This window comes from Sinomonas terrae (assembly GCF_022539255.1).
GTDB lineage: Bacteria > Actinomycetota > Actinomycetes > Actinomycetales > Micrococcaceae > Sinomonas > Sinomonas terrae.
In genome coordinates this window covers 3556351-3572978 of record NZ_JAKZBV010000001.1, presented here as the reverse complement: position 1 = coordinate 3572978, position 16628 = coordinate 3556351, and the positions used below count along the sequence as shown (strand labels likewise).

Below are 16628 nucleotides of genomic sequence, written 5' to 3'. Positions count from 1 at the left end.
CCTTCTTGAGTTCAAGATTAGCTCGCACCTGGCCTGGTGACCATGGGAACTTTTTGCCACCCTGTCCGTCGAGTTCCCCCAGACCGTGGAGTGGGCCAAGGAGTGCCTCCTCGATGGCAGCTCCGCCTCCAGCTACATCAGCCCGATTCCATGCGGCCTCGAGGTCGGCCAGCAGCTGCTGGATGGCTTCCCCGTCGTCGACTGCCATGACATGCCCCCCGTCCCGGCTGATCCCGCACCGGTCTCGTCAGGGCCGATCAGGGCCGTCAAGGCTCGGCGGGACAGCTCAGGCGGCGTTGAGCCGGAAGCGGCGCACGGTTCCCTGGAGGAACTCGCCGTCGGGTTCGGATCCCATGTAGTCGGTGCGCCCCCAGCCGACCCCGCTGTGTGCCCCGACGGTGATGTCGGCGCCGTCGTCCTCCATGAGGACCAGGACGCCGTGCTCTCCGGTCTTCAGGGCTGCTTCGAAGGCTTCGTCCTTGGCCTGTTCGACGGCGGCTAGGACGGCGGTGGGGTCAAGACGGGCGGTGCTGGGCTGGTCGGTCATCGCCAATAATCGTAAGTTCATCTCGAAGTGTCGCCGTCCTGGAGGACAAGGGCGAGGCAGGGATCCGCATCGGCATCGACGCCCTGCGGGACGTGGCGATCAACCGCGAGGAGATCTTCGCTGCGCTCTCCGACCCCAACCTCGCGGCTTCGACCGCCCAGGAGCGAGATCTCCTCGAAAGCCTCGCTCTTCCGGCCTCCGACAAGGGGGCCTTGGCGCTACTGCCGCGGCCGGGACCACCAGAGCTCGAGCTGGATGTTGTCGGGGTCTCGGAACACCAGGGCAGTGCCGGAACCTGACGGAGAGTCGGTGACGGGGGAGTGGTCGACGCCGAGTTCCGTGAGCCTGCGCTCCCATTCGTCGAGCTCCTCGCGCTCCGTCACGGCGAAACCGACATGGTCGAGCCCGGGGTTCTGCTCGTTGAAGCGGTCGACGGCAGGCTCGTGGTGCTGGTTGAGCCCGATGATCAGACCCGTCGCCTTGTGAATGAGGACGATCATGATGCGGTTGTCCAAGTCGCTGCGTCGCAGCCGCGTGAGCCCCAACGTCTCTGCGTACCACTTCGCGCTGGCCTCCACATCAGACACTGTCAGGTCCAGATGCGCGATATGGCTGAAATCCGGCATGTTCGGCTCCCTCCGTCGCGCAACACGATACCGGTGCCTCCTGCACGCCCTACTGCAGCCCTGCGGCGCTGTGCCGCACGCCGAACCTACAATCTGACCATGCCGACCTCCGAAGCCCGCATAGCGACCGATCGGGCAAGCCGTTACCTGGTGCAGCTGTGCAGCCACCTCGGCCTGATGGGACGGCTGCAACATCGGCCCCTGCTCCACCATGGGGGCGGGATGCCGCCGGAAGTGCAGCAGGTCGACTACACGGACACCAGCGGCACCGTCCGCCTTCTCGGAGGGACCTGGGCGCTGGAGGCGACCGGGGATGCTCTGATGCTGCGCGTCGACGCCGACGACGACGTCACGCTCGAGCGCCTGCAGGCTGGCATCGCAACCCGGCTCGAAAAGATCGGTCGCCGGGATGGACTGTCGGTGGTCTGAAACCGGGCCGAGGGATCGTAGCTGTGGCCGCGACAGCCGCCGAGGGCGAACCGTGCTCTGACGGGGCCGCAAGGCCTCGGGGGAGGTGTCACACGAACTCTCCGCGCACGGCCGCCTCGAAGTGGCTCTCTCAGCGTCCCTGGCCGGTACGAGCGCGAGCTCATCAACGAGCGCGCCCGGGAGGGGTGATGGCCGCGAAGGAGCGCTGTCAGGGCAGAGTTCGCGGTGGCGGGCAAGGGCGGCGGTGCGGTGTTCGCCTCTCGATTATCCGAGTCAGCTGGCTGAGTGGTTCGACGCGCTGGGGGTGCGGCCCACCCAGCCGGTCCCCAACGACTGGAACGACGTGGTGCTCTTCGGGTGCGACGTCGAGGTCCTCAAGAAGGAGTCCACCGGCCCCCGATGACAAGCCATCCGGACGCCTGCAGGCTTTGGTGACGTTTCACGTTCAAGACCGCGGGTATCCAGCTACCGGAACGGCGTTGGGTCAGCCGATCTGTTCCGGAGTGGGTTTCTCGGGGACGAGGGGCCGGTCTGGGGAGGCCGGGCCCTCGTTGTATGTCCGCTGCACCCCATACGGTTGGGTGAACGACTGAAAGGAACTCCGACATGACCACGCTGGCCATCATCGGCGCAGGCCGTCAGCTGGGTGAGGCGCTCGCCCGCCGCTTCGGCCGCGAGGGTTTCAGCCTCGCTCTCATCTCGCGCAATCAGGAGCGCGTCGACGCGCTCGCCGCCGACCTTGCCGCCGACGGATTCACCGCAAAGGGCTACGCCGCGAATGTGCGCGACCCCGAGGCCCTCGTGGCCGCCCTCGACACCGCGGCGCAGGAGCTCGGCCCGATCGAAGTGCTCAGTTACAACCCGCTGCCGCAGAAGGAATTCCTGCGCCCGCTGCTCGAATCGACCGTCTACGACATCAAGGCCGCCGTCGAGTTCTCGGTCTACGGCCCCGTCGCGGCAGTGCATCAGGTGCTGCAGGGCATGCGGGTGCTCGGTCGCGGCACGATCCTGTTCGTCAACGGCGGCAGCGCGGTGCAGCCGGTGCAGCACTTCGCGGGCACCTCGATCGCGTTCGCCGGCGAGACGGCGTATGCCCAGATGCTCGATCAGGCACTGCATGACACCGGCATCCATGTCGCTCAGCTGATCATTCCCGGCGGCATCACTCCGGGCAGCGCCGACAAGGACCCGCAGGTGCTCGCGGAGCTGCTCTGGAAGATGCACGCGGAGCGCGGCGAGTTTCGCACCTACGCGACCGAGCTCGAGGTCCAGCCGTACTGAGCGTCGCGATCGGGGCGAGTCGATCGTGTACGTACCGGTTCGGGCTCACACCTGCAGCAGTTGGCCGAGACCAGCCAGTGGACCACGTGTACGAGCAGGGGATGTGTACTGTCTGCAGCCCGGTCAGCACATGTGGCTCCAGGATGGGCACTAGGCAGAATTGCAGCTCAGTGATGCGGCACACATAGGATGAGGCCTGAAGGACTGGCGTGAGAAGACCGGCCGTGAAGACTGCGGCCACGGCGCCGTCCGGGGAAGGCAATACCAATGGCTACAGGCACCGTGAAGTGGTTCAACTCCGAGAAGGGCTACGGCTTCATCGCCCCCGACGACGGTTCGGATGACCTCTTCGCCCACTATTCAGAGATCGACGCGCGCGGCTTCCGCAGCCTTGACGAGGGCCAGAAGGTCGAATACGAAGTCGGGCAGGGGCAGAAGGGCCCGCAGGCCCAGAAGATCCGCCCCCTCTGACCCCCTCACTGGAGACGGCCTGAATCTGTCGGACCTGCAGGCTATCCTCGCCTCATGGGCGTCAGTGAGGTGGCTCCTCTCGGGCGCTTCCTTTCCGTGGTTGGCCTGACGCCCAGCTGCTAGGCCGCAGGAGTGGTGTCCACGGCCAAGAGACGGGCAGGCCTCCCAGGCGGGAGGCCTGCCCTTCCTGCTGCTTGCCAGACGCTAGCGGCGTCCGCCCGCGGTCGCCGGGCGATGCGCAGCGGCCTGCTGCGCTGGCTGCTCGTGTTCGTCTGTCTAGGACGGCAACGACTGGGGCAGGCTGGCTGGGACTGGGCCGCCGCACCGGAGTCCTCCGCGCGGTCCTGACGTCGCCCCGGGGGGATCCGAGGGGGACTGTCCCGGCCCCGGCTCCTCGGAATCCCGGTGGCCGCCGTTGTGTGCGGGGAGCAGGCGGCTGGCAATGCTGGCAGGCGCTTGTGCTCCATGGCTGGTGGTAGGCCTCTAGTGGCTGTGGTCGCCTCGGCTGTACTCGTAGACCCAGCCGATGAGGCTGATGAAGGCGAACGCGGCTCCGATGGGCATGATCCAGTAGGCGATGGCGAGCCGCAGCATCAGGGTTGTGCTCGGCCGCGGATCAGCGCCGGCGTCCTGCGGTCCCAGAGGGCGCGGCGGCCTGCACCAGCTGGGGGACCGGGAACTCACAGACCGCCGCGCTATGGGTCCGCTACCCGTCTGGCGGATGCCACAAAAAACACTGCGCCTGAGAGTAGGGGAAGCTGCCCGCCCCGACGCCGGTCGGAGTGCGCCCCGTGCCACTGGGGCCGCTGCGGGCGGGAAGGGGATTTCCCGCAGGGGCCCGGGCGAGAGAGCGGGTCGGGGAGTGAGAAGAGGGAACGAGACGCAATGGCCTCCGCATGGGGACCTCCGGGGCGTCCATGATCGAAGGCGCCGTGGTGGGCCCGCCCCGCAAGCGGGTCAGGCAGGTACGCGTTCTCTCAGGCGAGGAACGCCATGCCCGGTTCTTCGTCCGCATCCACAGGTCGCAGGCGCGTCTGGAGCGGGAGCGCCAGGCCAAGCCGCCGGCCGACATCGTCGTCCAGGGCCTCCCTGAGCCCGTGCAAGGGCCGAAGCCCCGCGGCTACTCGGCGGAGACGTCTGGACCGGGAGCTTCTTAATACGGGCACTTGCTCGCTGACGGGGGCATTCGCTTCGGGGCTAGCGCCCGGCACCCGCGCCTCCCGGGGGTCGGCGCGCCCAAGGGGAGCGTCCTTCGGTTGGGGCTACCGCCCGCGGGGGATGCGTCGGCCCTCTGGCTGGAGGGTGCCGTCGCCTATGACGGGCAGGGCCAGGGGCTCGCCGTTGACGGCAACGATGTTGCCGATCTTCTCCGCGCGCAGCTCGACCACCTCGAGCGGGACATTGGCCCGGGCGCGGGCTGCGGCATGGGCGACGACGGCGGGGATGTGCTCGGCGGCGATCGCCACCCGGTGCTCGACGCGCGGGAGGCGGACGCGTTCGTCCTCCCAGTGCTGGAGTGCCCGGTGGACCTGCTCCAGGTCGGCGTCCCCGAGCTGGACCTCGACGATGCTCCGCACCCCGTCGGCGGGGTGGAAGAGGATGACGGCGAACTGGTCGGGGCGCTCGTGCAGGATGGTCCGCTCGAACGCTGGGAGCCCTGTGCCCACCCCGAGGATGATCGGACTCTCCTCGATGCGGGCAGCGAGCCAGGCGGCATCGAGGCCGAAGTCTTCGCGGAGGCGCTTGGGCTGGGGCGGGGTGGAGCTCACGCCGTGATCATATGTGTGCGGAGCGCGGGCGACGGTGACCTGCGGGGCGGGGGTTCAGCGAGTCGGGCTCGCCGAGGGTGTCGTGGTCAGCGACGGTGTCGTGGTTGGTGCCGGGGCCACCGTCCCGGAGGAGGGGCTGGCAGTCGACCTAGGGGCGCTGGCTGTGGGGGAGGGAGTGCTGGCCGTGCCGGACGGCGAGGGAAGGTACTGCCGGTACTGGGCGAGGGTTCCGTCCAGCACGGGGACCAGGACGTCCTGGCTGGATGAGCCGGTCTGGATCCTCACCTTCGTCATGGCCCCTGGGACGGCCCCCGTGCGGGTCAGGTCGGAGACGCTGCGGTCCTCGCCGAGCAAGACCTCCCCGTTAGGCGGAACAGTGACGTCGACGGTGTTGGAAGTCTGCGTGGAGAGAGTCGCGGTGACCGGAGACGAGGAGGTGTTGTAGAGGCCCCCCGTGAGCCGGCCGGGGGCGTCCGGGGTGGGGGTGCCCGTTCCTGCATTCCCGGAGGAGACGATCGCGAGGTTGTTCGCCTCAAGGGGGCCGACGGCGGCCTGCACCCCGGGGACGGCGGCTGTGATGCTCTGCGTCTCCTGCGGGTTAATCGCGCTGCAGCCGGCGAGGGCGATGCAGCTGGCGAGGGCTGCTGTCAGGGCAAACGACTTGGGGGCTATCCGGTTTCTCTGCATGCTCTTCTCCTGACCGATGGCTGTGCGGCTGGGTGCGAGAGCTGCTTCCCCAGCCTACGTCGGCAGGGGAAGCGTATGAAGGCCGGACGCTGGCGCGGTGTCCGGTCACGACGGAGGGGCGTTCCATGTGTGCAGAACCCGGCGGGGTGTCCCCGCCCAGTTCGAGCGGCTGGCCTCATCGGAAGCAGGCAATGCTGGAAGAAGTTGGGTGGAAGGTATCGCTTTTGTGAATGCCGCATGACAGGCTGGGCAGTGCGTACATGGAGGCGTCCGACTGGCGCCCGGTCCAGCTCGAAGCCATTGGCCGGTCGGACGCCTTCCCTGCGCTCACGCGAAGCGCGACCCCGTCAGCTCGATGGGACGCCGAGGAAGGCCGCAGCAGCGGCATGCCCTTCGACCTCGAGCTCCCAGTCCGGACGTCGGAACCGCTCCTTCGACAGCCGGAACCTCACCTCGCGCTCGACGGTACCCGTGGAGGTCATCGTGCGGGTCTCCCCGTTGGGCTCGTACCCGAGTCCGGTGCTCACCCCGATGGAGGAGGAGTTCCAGTCGTACGCGCTGGTCATCGCGACGTCGGCTCCGAGGTGGTCGAACGCCCACAGGAGGATGGCGGCGCGCATCTCCTTCCCGAGCCCCTGGCCTTGGGCGCTGCGGCGCAGCCATGAACCGGTGCTGATGGTACGGAGGCTGGGGAAGTCCTTGGAGGCGACGTCCTGCGTGCCGAGGAAGTCGCCGTCCCGGGTGGAGACGCCGAACATGATGACCCAGGAGCCGGGGTTGGCCTGAATCCGGTGCTCCCAGATCCAGCGGGCGCTGTTGGGGCCCATATCTGGCACGTTGGGCCAGTCGGTGGGGAAGGGGATGTGTCCGTCCCGGGTCTCGTAGATGCCGGAGGCGGCAGCCTCGACGAAGGCCGGGATGTCGCCGTCCTGGATCGGGCGCAGGACGAGCCGGGGTGTAGTCAGGCGAAGGCCGAACACGGGCCAGATGGTCTCGAGGGGCTCCATGCCGTCACGCTAGCCCACTGCCGGGCCGGGGCGTGGAGGAGAGGGGGCAGGCGGCGTGGCCGAAGAGGCTGCCTGATGGTGGGGGCCCGCGCCGTTCTGCTCGGATTCCAGTGAGGAATGGAACGGGACGCTACGGGTTCGATCTGCGGCTCCTGTCGAGGTGCTCCAGAGCGGCCCTCCGGAGCTGTTGGAGGCCGGGTCCGGATCGGTGCCGTGGCGGAAGGCTCCCGAAGGAGCTAGGCAGCGCCGTCGGGAGCGTTCCGTGGGGAGCAGGTGGCCGTGTTCCGGCAGCCTCGGCCTCTAGGTAGTTGCCGGGGGTCCGAGCAGGTGGTCCAGCCTCTTTCGGGTCGTCGAATCGGGTACACGCCACGCGTGCCGTCCGGACCGCGGTCACGTTCACTGGGATTGATTGGCCCGCGTCTCGAATAGGGAGGACCCGAACATGGGGAACGCTGGGGACACGACGTCGTTGCCGTGGCCGAGGCCGGTCCGCGGCACTCGGAGGTGCACCGCTGTTGGGCAGCGCTCGGGACTGGTCCCTGCCTGGCGATCGTTCCGCGGTGTGCCGCTCCTCGATGGTCCCTGCCGTCGAGTGGCTTGCAAGCTTCGGCGATCCGTCCGGTGGACTGCGCCCGGGCAGATCCCGGGCCGGCACCCGGGGACGGCTAATTCGCTACAGGGTGGAGGCGGGCAGTGAAACTGATACGCGCATTTGGGTTCGTGGTGGCGCTCGCCCTGCCGCTTGCCGGGGGACCACTGGTCTTCGCCGCCGTCCCGGCGTATGCCGTCGCGTGCCAGCCGGCAACGAGCACACCCAGCGACGGCTATCCGGGCTCGGTGGTGATCGCCGACAACTTCGAATCGGGGACGCTGGATGGGCTCGTCGTGCAGACCAGCGGGACGGGAACGGCATCGGTTTCCTCGGCACAGGCGTACGACGGCGCCTGCTCCGCATACCTCCATGCCACCACGGATTCGGGTTCACTGGCGAACTTCTCGACCGTCCTGCCCTCGGGGACGCAAGAGGTCTACGCCGACGGCTGGTTCGACATCGCCCAGGCCGGCGCCAGCGGCAACGACGTCCCGTACTTCCGCTTCTTCTCGGGAAGCACTCGCTTCGTCGATGTCTACCGGTACAACAACAATGGCCAACTCTGGCTGCGGGTCCTGGCGCCCAATGGGACATTCACCTACACGGAGCTCCTGGCCTCCACCATTCCGTTGAATTCCTGGCACCACATCGCGATGCACGTCATCCCCGGCGGAGGCTCGACAACCGTTCAGGTGTGGTTCGACGGCTCAGCGGTCTACTCGAGCTCCCAGGTGAACACCGTGGCTTCCTCGGTGACGAGTGTGATGAACGGTGCCGAGCACTACCAGCAGATGGAGGACACCTACATCGACGACCTCGTCGTCAAGAGCGTTATGGCGCCTGCGGCCTCGTTCACGGCGGCCCCGACCTCTGGGACTGCTCCGCTGGATGTGGCCTTCACGGACACCTCGACCGGATCCCCGACGTCCTGGGCGTGGGACTTCGGCGACGGGGCCACGTCCACGGCGCAGAACCCGGCCCACACCTACACGGCGGCTGGGACCTACACGGCGAAGCTGACCGCGGCCAACGCGACCGGCTCCAGCACGGCCAGCACGACCGTCACCGTCAGCCCGGCCCCGCCGCCGGCGCCTGCGGCCTCGTTCACGGCGGCCCCGGCCTCCGGGACTGCTCCGCTGGATGTGGCCTTCACGGACACCTCGACCGGATCCCCGACGTCCTGGGCGTGGGACTTCGGCGACGGGGCCACGTCCACGGCGCAGAACCCGGCCCACACCTACACGGCGGCTGGGACCTACACGGCGAAGCTGACCGCGGCCAACGCGACCGGTTCCAGCACGGCCAGCACGACCGTCACCGTCAGCCCGGCCCCGCCGGGGGCACCGACGCTCGCCGCGCCGTCGTACGTCAACCTGACCAACGTTGCCGCCGTGCCGGTCTCCGGAGGCGCCCAGGCCGCGAGCACGGTGGCAGTCACGGCGTCCGACGGGGCGGGCCATACCGTGAACGGAACGGCCACGACGGGCTCGACGGGGACCTGGTCCCTGCCGACGCTGGACCTGTCGGCCCTCAACGACGGCACCCTGACCTTCACCGCAACCGCGAGCAATGCCGGGGGTTCGAGCCCGGCGACGACGGTCTCGGCCATCAAGGACACGGTGCCGCCCGCAGCGCCGACCCTGAGCGTTCCGTCCGCGGTGTCCTCGTCGACCGTTGGTTCGGTGACGGTCAGCGGCACCGCCGAGGCCGGTGCGACGGTGGGGCTCCAGATCACAGATGCCGGAGCCGCCCACACGGTCACCGGCAGTGCGACCGCTGACGGGAGCGGGAACTGGTCGGTCACAGGCCTCAACCTGAGCACCCTGAGCGACGGCCAGATCACCTACACCGCGGCGGCCACGGACGCAGCCGGCAACACCGGACCGTCCGCGACCCAGACCGGGGCGAAGAAGACCACCACCGCCACGCCGGCCTTCACGACCTACCCGGCGAAGATCACCAGCAACGCCGTCTCCTCCGTCCAGCTTGCCGGTACGGCCGAAGCCGGGGTGGGCCTCCTGATCACCTCGACCGATTCGGCTGGCCACAGCGCCTCGGCCACCCTCACGGCCGGCGGCACCGGCGCTTGGTCGACGACGCTGAACCTCGCTGCCTTCAGCCCCGGCGCGGTAACGTTCACCGCCAAGGCCACGGACGCCTACGGGAACACCGCATCGGCCAGTGTGTCCAGCCGCATAGGCCCCAAGGTGGTCTCGATCTCCCTCCTGAACGGCGGAGCCGCCGGGACGGCGGACGCGGGGGACAGGGTCGTGATCGTGTTCAGCGAGAAGATGAGCCCGAGCTCGTTCTGCAGCACCTGGACTAGCGCCACCGGGCCCTGGAGCCTCGGCAGCGGTCTCAATGTCACGATTGCCAACAGCGGCGGCACCAGCGACAACCTCACCCTTACCTCGACCGGCTGCACGACCGCGGACTTCGGCGCCGTCGGGCTCGGGGCGCACTACAGCGCAAGCAACACGACGCTCCAGTTCAAGGGTTCCGGGAGCCGGGCCTCGCAAGCCCAGCTCAGCTCGGACGGCACAACGTTGACCATCACCCTCGGAGCCCTGTTCAAAGGCACCCCCCTCACCGGGGTCAGCGCAGGAACACCCTCGTACCAACCAGCCACAACCGGGACCCCGACCGACATCGGCGGGGTGCCCCTGCCCACCCAATCCGTCCCGGCCACCTCGACGTCCCGCTTCTGATCGGAGCGCGTGGAGGAAACCCCGGGCCTCCCCGCACCCTCCCATAGCGTCCCAACGAACGGCGGCCCCCGTGGGGAGCACCGAAAATATGAGGTTGGGCCGCAGCCGGGACCAGTCGGCGCAGTCAGCTCGACAGTTGCGGCCTTTCAAAAGCTCGAGCTTCCACAATCCGGGGCCCGACCGGTTCCGCCCTTCGGGCGGCCATGAAGTACCGCTCCTCGTGCAGGCGCATCAGGCCCACACCGGCCCACGAGTCGTGCCCCGACTCGGTGTTCTCCAGACGATCGGCCTGCTACACGCTCCGGCTGTACCCGCGGTCTCTGCTCTCGATCGACATCTCCGGCGCCTCCTTCACTCGATGGTGTTGCCCGTGTGTGCGGTCGAGGCAAGGTCCGGCGATGGCATGATGCTGCCCACATGGACAGCCAAAACGGTCAAGAAACCAGATCAGCCCATCCCGGGGCAGCCCAGGTCGAATCTCGCGCAGCGGTAGGTGACGAGGAAGGCGTATCCGTCGAAGGTCGTCTCCGAATCCGAGACGACGGCGCCGGCGTACTCGGGCGGCATGGAGAGCATGTCGGTTGCCCATTCGGTGAGGCCGCTGGTCGGCACGAACCGGTGCTCGGCGTCCCAATACGACGGGAATGCGCCGGCCTGGACAGGGCGTACGAGTGTTGCCGCGGGGGTTCGGATGGTCCCTGCGGATCCGATCTGGGCTGCGATCGCCTGAGCGGCGGCGTTGTCGGCGTACCGCTGCCGGCTCACCTGCCCGTAGGTGTAGCCGAGGGTCGTTTCCAGTGAGCCGAAGACGAATGTCCGCAGCCCGGAGGCCCGGCCGGGATCGCAGCCCAGGGGGGTGCAGGCCGGGATGCCGTAGCCGAGGGCGTCCCAGACCTGCTGGAGGTGGTCCGCGGTCTGTGCGGGTGTTCCTCCTTCGAGCCCGAGGGAGACCAGGGGAGGGTAGGGGCTGTTCGGGTCGCTGTGGTTGGTCAGGGTCTGCAGGGCCTGGGTCGCTTGGAGGAACGGGTCGCGGCGGCCGGCCAGCAGGAAGGTATCGACTCCGAGGCTGCAGACCTCCCGACTTGCACAGGCCTAGTGCCCCGGGGCATTGATCGGGGGTAGCCGGTCGAGGATGGCTCGGGCGTCGGGGCCGATGGCGGGGGCTGCGGTGATGGTCTGGTTGCCGATGCGGATGGTCACGGTGCGAAGGGGCCTGAGGGTGCGCACGAGCTTCTTGATGCTGGTGCCGGTGGCGTCCTGGAGGTGCCGGGCGACGGCGAGGGCGGCGAGCACGACGGTGAGGTGGGCCTCGATCGCTTCGCGCTGGTAGTGGAATACGGGCCGGGCCTTCAGATCGCTCTTGGTCATGCGGAAGGAGGCCTCGACGCGCCAGAGGTCGTGGTAGGCGGCGATCACCGCCGCGCCGGGCATCTTGTCGGGGTCGAGGTTGGTGACGTAGCCCTCCCGACTTGCACAGGCCTAGTGCCCCGGGGCATTGATCGGGGGTAGCCGGTCGAGGATGGCTCGGGCGTCGGGGCCGATGGCGGGGGCTGCGGTGATGGTCTGGTTGCCGATGCGGATGGTCACGGTGCGAAGGGGCCTGAGGGTGCGCACGAGCTTCTTGATGCTGGTGCCGGTGGCGTCCTGGAGGTGCCGGGCGACGGCGAGGGCGGCGAGCACGACGGTGAGGTGGGCCTCGATCGCTTCGCGCTGGTAGTGGAATACGGGCCGGGCCTTCAGATCGCTCTTGGTCATGCGGAAGGAGGCCTCGACGCGCCAGAGGTCGTGGTAGGCGGCGATCACCGCCGCGCCGGGCATCTTGTCGGGGTCGAGGTTGGTGACGTAGCCCTTGATCCCGGCGAGCTGGCGGGCGCGGTCGATGGTGGCCTGGTCGAGGGCCTTCTCGGCGCCGGTGACCTTGAGGAACCTGGCCTTCTTCAAGGGTGCCTTGCCGGTGGCGATGCGCTCGGCCTTGTCGACCATGAGGTTGATGTTGCGGTTGTCCCGCTTGGCGCGCTTGAAGGAGTACTGGTAGACGATCCGGCGGTCCTTGGCGTTCTTGCCGGTTCCCATGGCCCTGCGGGATTCGAGGATCTGGCCGTCCTCGAAGTAGTCCCCGTGGCGTTTGAAGTGCTCGGCGAGGTCGTAGGGGGCCTTGGTGAGGCGGGAGCCGACGATGAAGGAGAACCCGGCCTCCTCGAGCGCGTCCAGGTTCGAGGCGGAGAGCATCCCGGCGTCGGCGACCACGACCATGTCCGTGACCCCGTGCCGGGCCTGGAACGCGGTCAGGACTGGGACGAGGGTGGTGGTCTCGGCCTTGTTGCCCTCGAACAGGTGCACCTCCAGCGGGAACCCGCCCGGGTCCACGAGGAGCCCGACCTGGACCTGCGGGTCGACCCGGTGCTCCTTGCTCATCCCGACCCTGCGGAGTTCGTCCTCGTCCTCGTTCTCGAAATGAAGCGTCGTGACGTCGTACATCACCATGGCCGCGGACCCGCCGGTGCGCAGCGAGTGGGCCAGGCAGGCCTTGGCCAGGGCGTCTCGGTAGTCTCGGCCCTGGCAGCGCCTCAGGGACGCGGCGAGGGTGTTGCGGTGCGGGGCCGGGACGCCGAGGTCCTCGAGGATCCCGACCGTGGCGGCCTTCGAGGCCGGCTCGACGAGGCGCGCGAGCACCATCGCCTTGAACGCCTCATCGGCCAGGGCATCGAACCCCAGCCGGGCGTATGCGCCCATGAGCACTTCCCAGAGGACCTCGCTGCGGGTTCCCGTCACGACGGCCGGGCCGAGCGCCGGTTCCGGAACCGGGTCCGCGGAGCCGGAACCGAGGCCGAGTTCGAGGTCGAAGGCCTGCTGCCCGGCATTGAGCCGGTCGTGGGCGGCCTGCATCAGCACGGCAAGATCGGCCTCGCTGTGCGCGGAGCCGAGATGCTCAAGGATGCGCCGGACCCCGGCCCGCTTCTCCACGATCTGCACCGCCGTCGCTCCCGAGGTCGTCTTGACTTTCCGGACGTACGGAGACACCCCAGAAGGCTACCGGCTAGTGCCCCAATTCGGGACCAAACCCCATCCTGACCTGCGGAAACACTCCACACCCCGCTTCACCTGTGCAAGTCAGGCCTGAGCGGCGGCGTTGTCGGCGTACCGCTGCCGGCTCACCTGCCCGTAGGTGTAGCCGAGGGTCGTTTCCAGTGAGCCGAAGACGAATGTCCGCAGCCCGGAGGCCCGGCCGGGATCGCAGCCCAGGGGGGTGCAGGCCGGGATGCCGTAGCCGAGGGCGTCCCAGACCTGCTGGAGGTGGTCCGCGGTCTGTGCGGGTGTTCCTCCTTCGAGCCCGAGGGAGACCAGGGGAGGGTAGGGGCTGTTCGGGTCGCTGTGGTTGGTCAGGGTCTGCAGGGCCTGGGTCGCTTGGAGGAACGGGTCGCGGCGGCCGGCCAGCAGGAAGGTATCGACTCCGAGGCTGCAGACCTTGCTGGTGTAGGGGTAGGCAGTGGTTCCGGGGGCCGGGATGTGGTCGCAGTCGGCGTAGGCGTTGTCGGGGCCGGAGGAGAGGAAGGGCAGGTCCTCCGGGAGGTTCCGCCCCTGCCCGAAGATCGTTGCCCGCAGGTCGACCCCGGGAGTGAAGCCGTTGGCCCGCAGGAAGGCCGCGAGCCGGTCCGCGCGGGCGCTGTCGCCGAGGCTCGTCGTGTAGAGATACGCTTCTTGGGTGCCGTGCCGGACAGTGTAGCGGAGGCTCCTCAGCAGGCTGCGCTCGGCGGTGGGGAAGGAGCGCGTCATCGATACGGCTGGGCTGCCGGAGGAGTAGGTCGCCAGCGGCACGTCGTCGAGCCAGAGTTGGGCGCTGGTGGACCTGTCGTTCAGCTGTGGGGTTGAGAGGGTGATGCTGAACTGGCCGGGACGGTAGGCCCAGTCCAGCGACACGGTGACGCGCAATGCGTCTGATTTCGAGGGGCTGGAGAAGGAGACGGCGTAGGCCTCCGTCGTCGTGCTGGCGGTGACTGGTGTGATGGAGCTGGCGCCGGTGCATTGCGGGATGCAGTCCCCAGCGCGGCCCTGCCCGAGGAGCACCCATTGGCGATACTCGGGGAAGTACACGCGCAGGGGGAGCCCGTAGTCCTCGCTCTGCACGGACTGCCCGTCCGGGAGCGGCTTGTACAGTCCGTCGAGGTAGCCCTGGGCGGAGGCGATGGCAGTGTTCACCTGCTGCAGCGATGGGGCGGGCAGCGGCGGGGGGCTCGCCTGCGCGGACCGTCCGATTGTCAAGGAGGGGACGAGTAGTGCAACTGCCAGGCATGCGGCTGTGCGCCAGCCGCCGGGCCGCCTGCGTCGTCGGCCGGTCCTCGTCCCGAGTGCGTTGGGGATCTGCATGGCCACTCAGGGGGCCGGGTCGGGAGTCGGCCGGACCCAGTGGCTCACGGTGGTGCGACGTGGGTAGAGCCAGAGGTCGCAGACGGCGAACCGGGTCACCATGAGCAGGCATACCGCCGCGCCCGTGGCCATCAGGTAGGAGCCGTCCAGCAGGGGCTGGAGCATGGCAGCCAGAGGCAACTGGGCGACCAGGGCGGCGCAGCTGAGCATCCAGAACGGCAGCAGTCGGCGCATCCAGTGGCCGCGCTGCCCTCTGAACACCCAGCGTTCGGTGAGGCCGAAGTTCCATGCGACTGCCAGCTGGGTGGCAATGATCGCACTGAGGATGTCGCCTCCGACGACACGGGAGCCAAGGTGCGTGATCAGGAGAACTGCCAAAGCCAGCAGGTTCACCACGAGCCCGCTGACCCCGACTGCCCCGAAACGGACCAGGCGCCCGAAGCGGCCGGACTCCGACAGGCCTACCTGGGCGACGACTCGGCGAGGGGCGCCTGCCGCCCGTCCAGCCCAAGCCCTCGCCGATGCCGGAATCGTGCCAGCAGCAGAAGCTGAGTTGGGGCGTGGAAGGCGAGGCGGAGGCGTCGTTGTGGCCTCTGCCGCACCGTGCATTGAAAGTTCGCGCATCTGAAATCCCTGACGTAGAAAAAGGGCCGAGCGCGAACTGGCCGCGCCCGGGATCCGGCGCGACCGATATAAAAGCGGCTCTTCGCAGTTGAGGGTGTAGTCGGGGTGGGCGCGTCGTTGGCCGGGTAGGGGTCGAGGTCTTCCGATGATGGTGGTTCCTACGCCGCCCATCCGAAAGACCTCGACGTGTCCCACGGTACCTTCCTGGCTCCTGACCTTTCCACGTTCTGCCGGCTCGACGGGCTCGGCCTCGAAGCCGTCGGGCAGCGCCTCGGGCCGGACCGGGCCGTGCTGGAGTGCCGCGTCGTGGAGCCCGACGAGTGGTGCCATTCCTGCGGTGCGCAGGGCATCGCGCGCGGCACGGTCACGCGTCGGCTCGCCCACGAGCCGTTCGGCTGGCGGCCGACGACGCTGCTGGTGAGGGTGCGTCGCTACAAGTGCACGGGGTGCGGCCGCGTGTGGCGGCAGGACATCGCCAAGGCCGCGGAGCCGCGGGCGAAGATCTCCCGCGCAGGGCTGCGCTGGGCACTGGAAGGAATCGTGTGCCAGCACCTCACGGTCGCCCGCGTCGCGGGCGGCCTGGGAGTGTCCTGGCACACCGCGAACACCGCCGTCCTGGCCGAGGGGCACCGGGTGCTGATCGGCGATCCGTCCCGGTTCGACGGCGTGAAGGTCATCGGCGTCGATGAGCACGTCTGGCGGCACACCCGGCGCGGGGAGAAGTACGTCACCGTGGTCATCGACCTCACCCCGATCCGCGACGGCACCGGGCCCTCGCGGCTGCTGGACATGGTCGAGGGACGCTCCAAGCACGCGTTCAAGGCCTGGCTGGCTGCCCGGCCGAAGGCGTGGCGGGACGGGATCGAGGTCGTCGCGATGGACGGGTTCACCGGGTTCAAGACCGCAGCCGCCGAGGAGCTCCCGGACGCGGTCGAGGTCATGGACCCGTTCCACGTCGTCCGGCTGGCCGGCGAGGCCCTGGACCGGTGCCGCCAGCGGATCCAGCAGGAGACCCTCGGCCACCGCGGCCGCACCGGGGACCCGCTCTACGCCGCCCGCCGGACCCTGCACACCGGGCACGATCTCCTCACCGAGAAGCAGAGCGCACGGCTCGAAGCGCTCTTCGCCGCCGACGACCACGCCGAGGTCGAGGCGACCTGGGGCATCTACCAGCGCGTCATCGCCGCCTACCGCGACGAGGACCGGGCCCGCGGTCGGGCCCTGATGCGATCCGTGATCGACGCCCTCAGCACCGGCGTCCCGGCCGCGCTGACCGAGCTCATCACGCTCGGCCGCACGCTCAAGCGCCGCGCCGGGGACGTGCTCGCCTACTTCGACCGGCCCGGGACCTCCAACGGCCCCACCGAGGCGATCAACGGCCGGCTCGAGCACCTCCGCGGCTCCGCCCTCGGATTCCGCAACCTCACAAACTACATCGCCAGAGCACTGCTCGAAACCGGCGGATTCAGGCCCCAACTACACCCCCGATTGCGATGAGCCATAAAAGCGGTGTCCTATTTGG

The 16628-nt window shown here is 68.8% G+C and carries 17 protein-coding genes and 1 pseudogene; 7 read left to right on the top strand and 11 right to left on the bottom strand.

Annotation, left to right across the window (positions count from 1 at the left end; translation table 11 throughout):
• Window positions 1-286 precede the first annotated feature (286 nt).
• Entirely contained in the window at window positions 287-547 is a 261-nt protein-coding gene (locus tag L0M17_RS16530) for a hypothetical protein (RefSeq protein ID WP_241055432.1), read from the bottom strand.
• Window positions 548-765: 218 nt separating this feature from the next.
• A complete protein-coding gene (locus L0M17_RS16525) occupies window positions 766-1173 on the bottom strand; it encodes a VOC family protein (protein ID WP_241055430.1) in 408 nt (135 codons plus the stop codon).
• Window positions 1174-1272: 99 nt separating this feature from the next.
• Here L0M17_RS16525 and L0M17_RS16520 point away from each other — a divergent pair, with 99 nt between their 5' ends.
• From L0M17_RS16520 to L0M17_RS16505, 4 genes are all read left to right on the top strand, one after another.
• The gene (locus tag L0M17_RS16520) at window positions 1273-1602 is read left to right on the top strand and encodes a DUF2218 domain-containing protein (protein WP_241055428.1); all 330 of its coding nucleotides are present in this window, start codon (window positions 1273-1275) and stop codon (window positions 1600-1602) included.
• A gap of 244 nt (window positions 1603-1846) precedes the next feature.
• Window positions 1847-2005, top strand: coding sequence for a hypothetical protein (locus tag L0M17_RS16515; protein ID WP_241055426.1), 159 nt, complete (start codon window positions 1847-1849; stop codon window positions 2003-2005).
• Between the two features lie 203 nt (window positions 2006-2208).
• On the top strand, window positions 2209-2883 hold the full coding sequence (locus tag L0M17_RS16510; RefSeq protein ID WP_241055424.1) for an SDR family NAD(P)-dependent oxidoreductase: 675 nt from the start codon (window positions 2209-2211) through the stop codon (window positions 2881-2883).
• Between the two features lie 267 nt (window positions 2884-3150).
• Window positions 3151-3354, top strand: coding sequence for a cold-shock protein (locus tag L0M17_RS16505; RefSeq protein WP_241055422.1), 204 nt, complete (start codon window positions 3151-3153; stop codon window positions 3352-3354).
• 483 nt (window positions 3355-3837) lie between these two features.
• On the opposite strand, the gene ctaF is transcribed toward L0M17_RS16505, so the two are convergent.
• On the bottom strand, window positions 3838-3948 hold the full coding sequence (ctaF, locus tag L0M17_RS16500) for an aa3-type cytochrome oxidase subunit IV (RefSeq protein ID WP_241055420.1): 111 nt from the start codon (window positions 3946-3948) through the stop codon (window positions 3838-3840).
• Window positions 3949-4250: 302 nt separating this feature from the next.
• Between ctaF and L0M17_RS16495 the strand changes: the two genes are divergently transcribed.
• A complete protein-coding gene (locus L0M17_RS16495; RefSeq protein WP_241055418.1) occupies window positions 4251-4511 on the top strand; it encodes a hypothetical protein in 261 nt (86 codons plus the stop codon).
• A 105-nt stretch (window positions 4512-4616) separates the two neighbouring features.
• Here the strand turns inward: L0M17_RS16495 and L0M17_RS16490 are convergent, their stop codons facing one another.
• From L0M17_RS16490 to L0M17_RS16480, 3 genes are all read right to left on the bottom strand, one after another.
• Window positions 4617-5123, bottom strand: a complete 507-nt coding sequence (locus tag L0M17_RS16490) for a hypothetical protein (protein ID WP_241055416.1) — start codon at window positions 5121-5123, stop codon at window positions 4617-4619.
• Between the two features lie 54 nt (window positions 5124-5177).
• Complete coding sequence (locus L0M17_RS16485) at window positions 5178-5810, bottom strand: hypothetical protein (protein ID WP_241055414.1); 633 nt, start codon at window positions 5808-5810, stop codon at window positions 5178-5180.
• A 347-nt stretch (window positions 5811-6157) separates the two neighbouring features.
• Complete coding sequence (locus L0M17_RS16480) at window positions 6158-6817, bottom strand: GNAT family N-acetyltransferase (RefSeq protein WP_241055412.1); 660 nt, start codon at window positions 6815-6817, stop codon at window positions 6158-6160.
• A 693-nt stretch (window positions 6818-7510) separates the two neighbouring features.
• Between L0M17_RS16480 and L0M17_RS22550 the strand changes: the two genes are divergently transcribed.
• The gene (locus L0M17_RS22550) at window positions 7511-10117 is read left to right on the top strand and encodes a PKD domain-containing protein (RefSeq protein WP_308196892.1); all 2607 of its coding nucleotides are present in this window, start codon (window positions 7511-7513) and stop codon (window positions 10115-10117) included.
• 447 nt (window positions 10118-10564) lie between these two features.
• Here the strand turns inward: L0M17_RS22550 and L0M17_RS16455 are convergent, their stop codons facing one another.
• From L0M17_RS16455 to L0M17_RS16435, 5 genes and pseudogenes are all read right to left on the bottom strand, one after another.
• Entirely contained in the window at window positions 10565-10882 is a 318-nt protein-coding gene (locus tag L0M17_RS16455; RefSeq protein ID WP_241055411.1) for a hypothetical protein, read from the bottom strand.
• Window positions 10883-11209: 327 nt separating this feature from the next.
• Window positions 11210-11590 (bottom strand): annotated as a pseudogene (locus L0M17_RS16450) (IS1634 family transposase); the annotation flags it as partial.
• A 6-nt stretch (window positions 11591-11596) separates the two neighbouring features.
• Window positions 11597-13138, bottom strand: coding sequence for an IS1634 family transposase (locus L0M17_RS16445; RefSeq protein WP_241053090.1), 1542 nt, complete (start codon window positions 13136-13138; stop codon window positions 11597-11599).
• 90 nt (window positions 13139-13228) lie between these two features.
• Window positions 13229-14314 carry a hypothetical protein gene (locus L0M17_RS16440; RefSeq protein ID WP_241055409.1) on the bottom strand — a complete coding sequence of 362 codons (1086 nt, stop codon included), beginning with the start codon at window positions 14312-14314 and terminating at the stop codon, window positions 13229-13231.
• A gap of 174 nt (window positions 14315-14488) precedes the next feature.
• Window positions 14489-15106, bottom strand: coding sequence for a GtrA family protein (locus tag L0M17_RS16435; protein WP_241055407.1), 618 nt, complete (start codon window positions 15104-15106; stop codon window positions 14489-14491).
• Window positions 15107-15292: 186 nt separating this feature from the next.
• Here L0M17_RS16435 and L0M17_RS16430 point away from each other — a divergent pair, with 186 nt between their 5' ends.
• Complete coding sequence (locus L0M17_RS16430; RefSeq protein WP_241055405.1) at window positions 15293-16603, top strand: ISL3 family transposase; 1311 nt, start codon at window positions 15293-15295, stop codon at window positions 16601-16603.
• The last annotated feature ends 25 nt before the right edge of the window (window positions 16604-16628 follow it).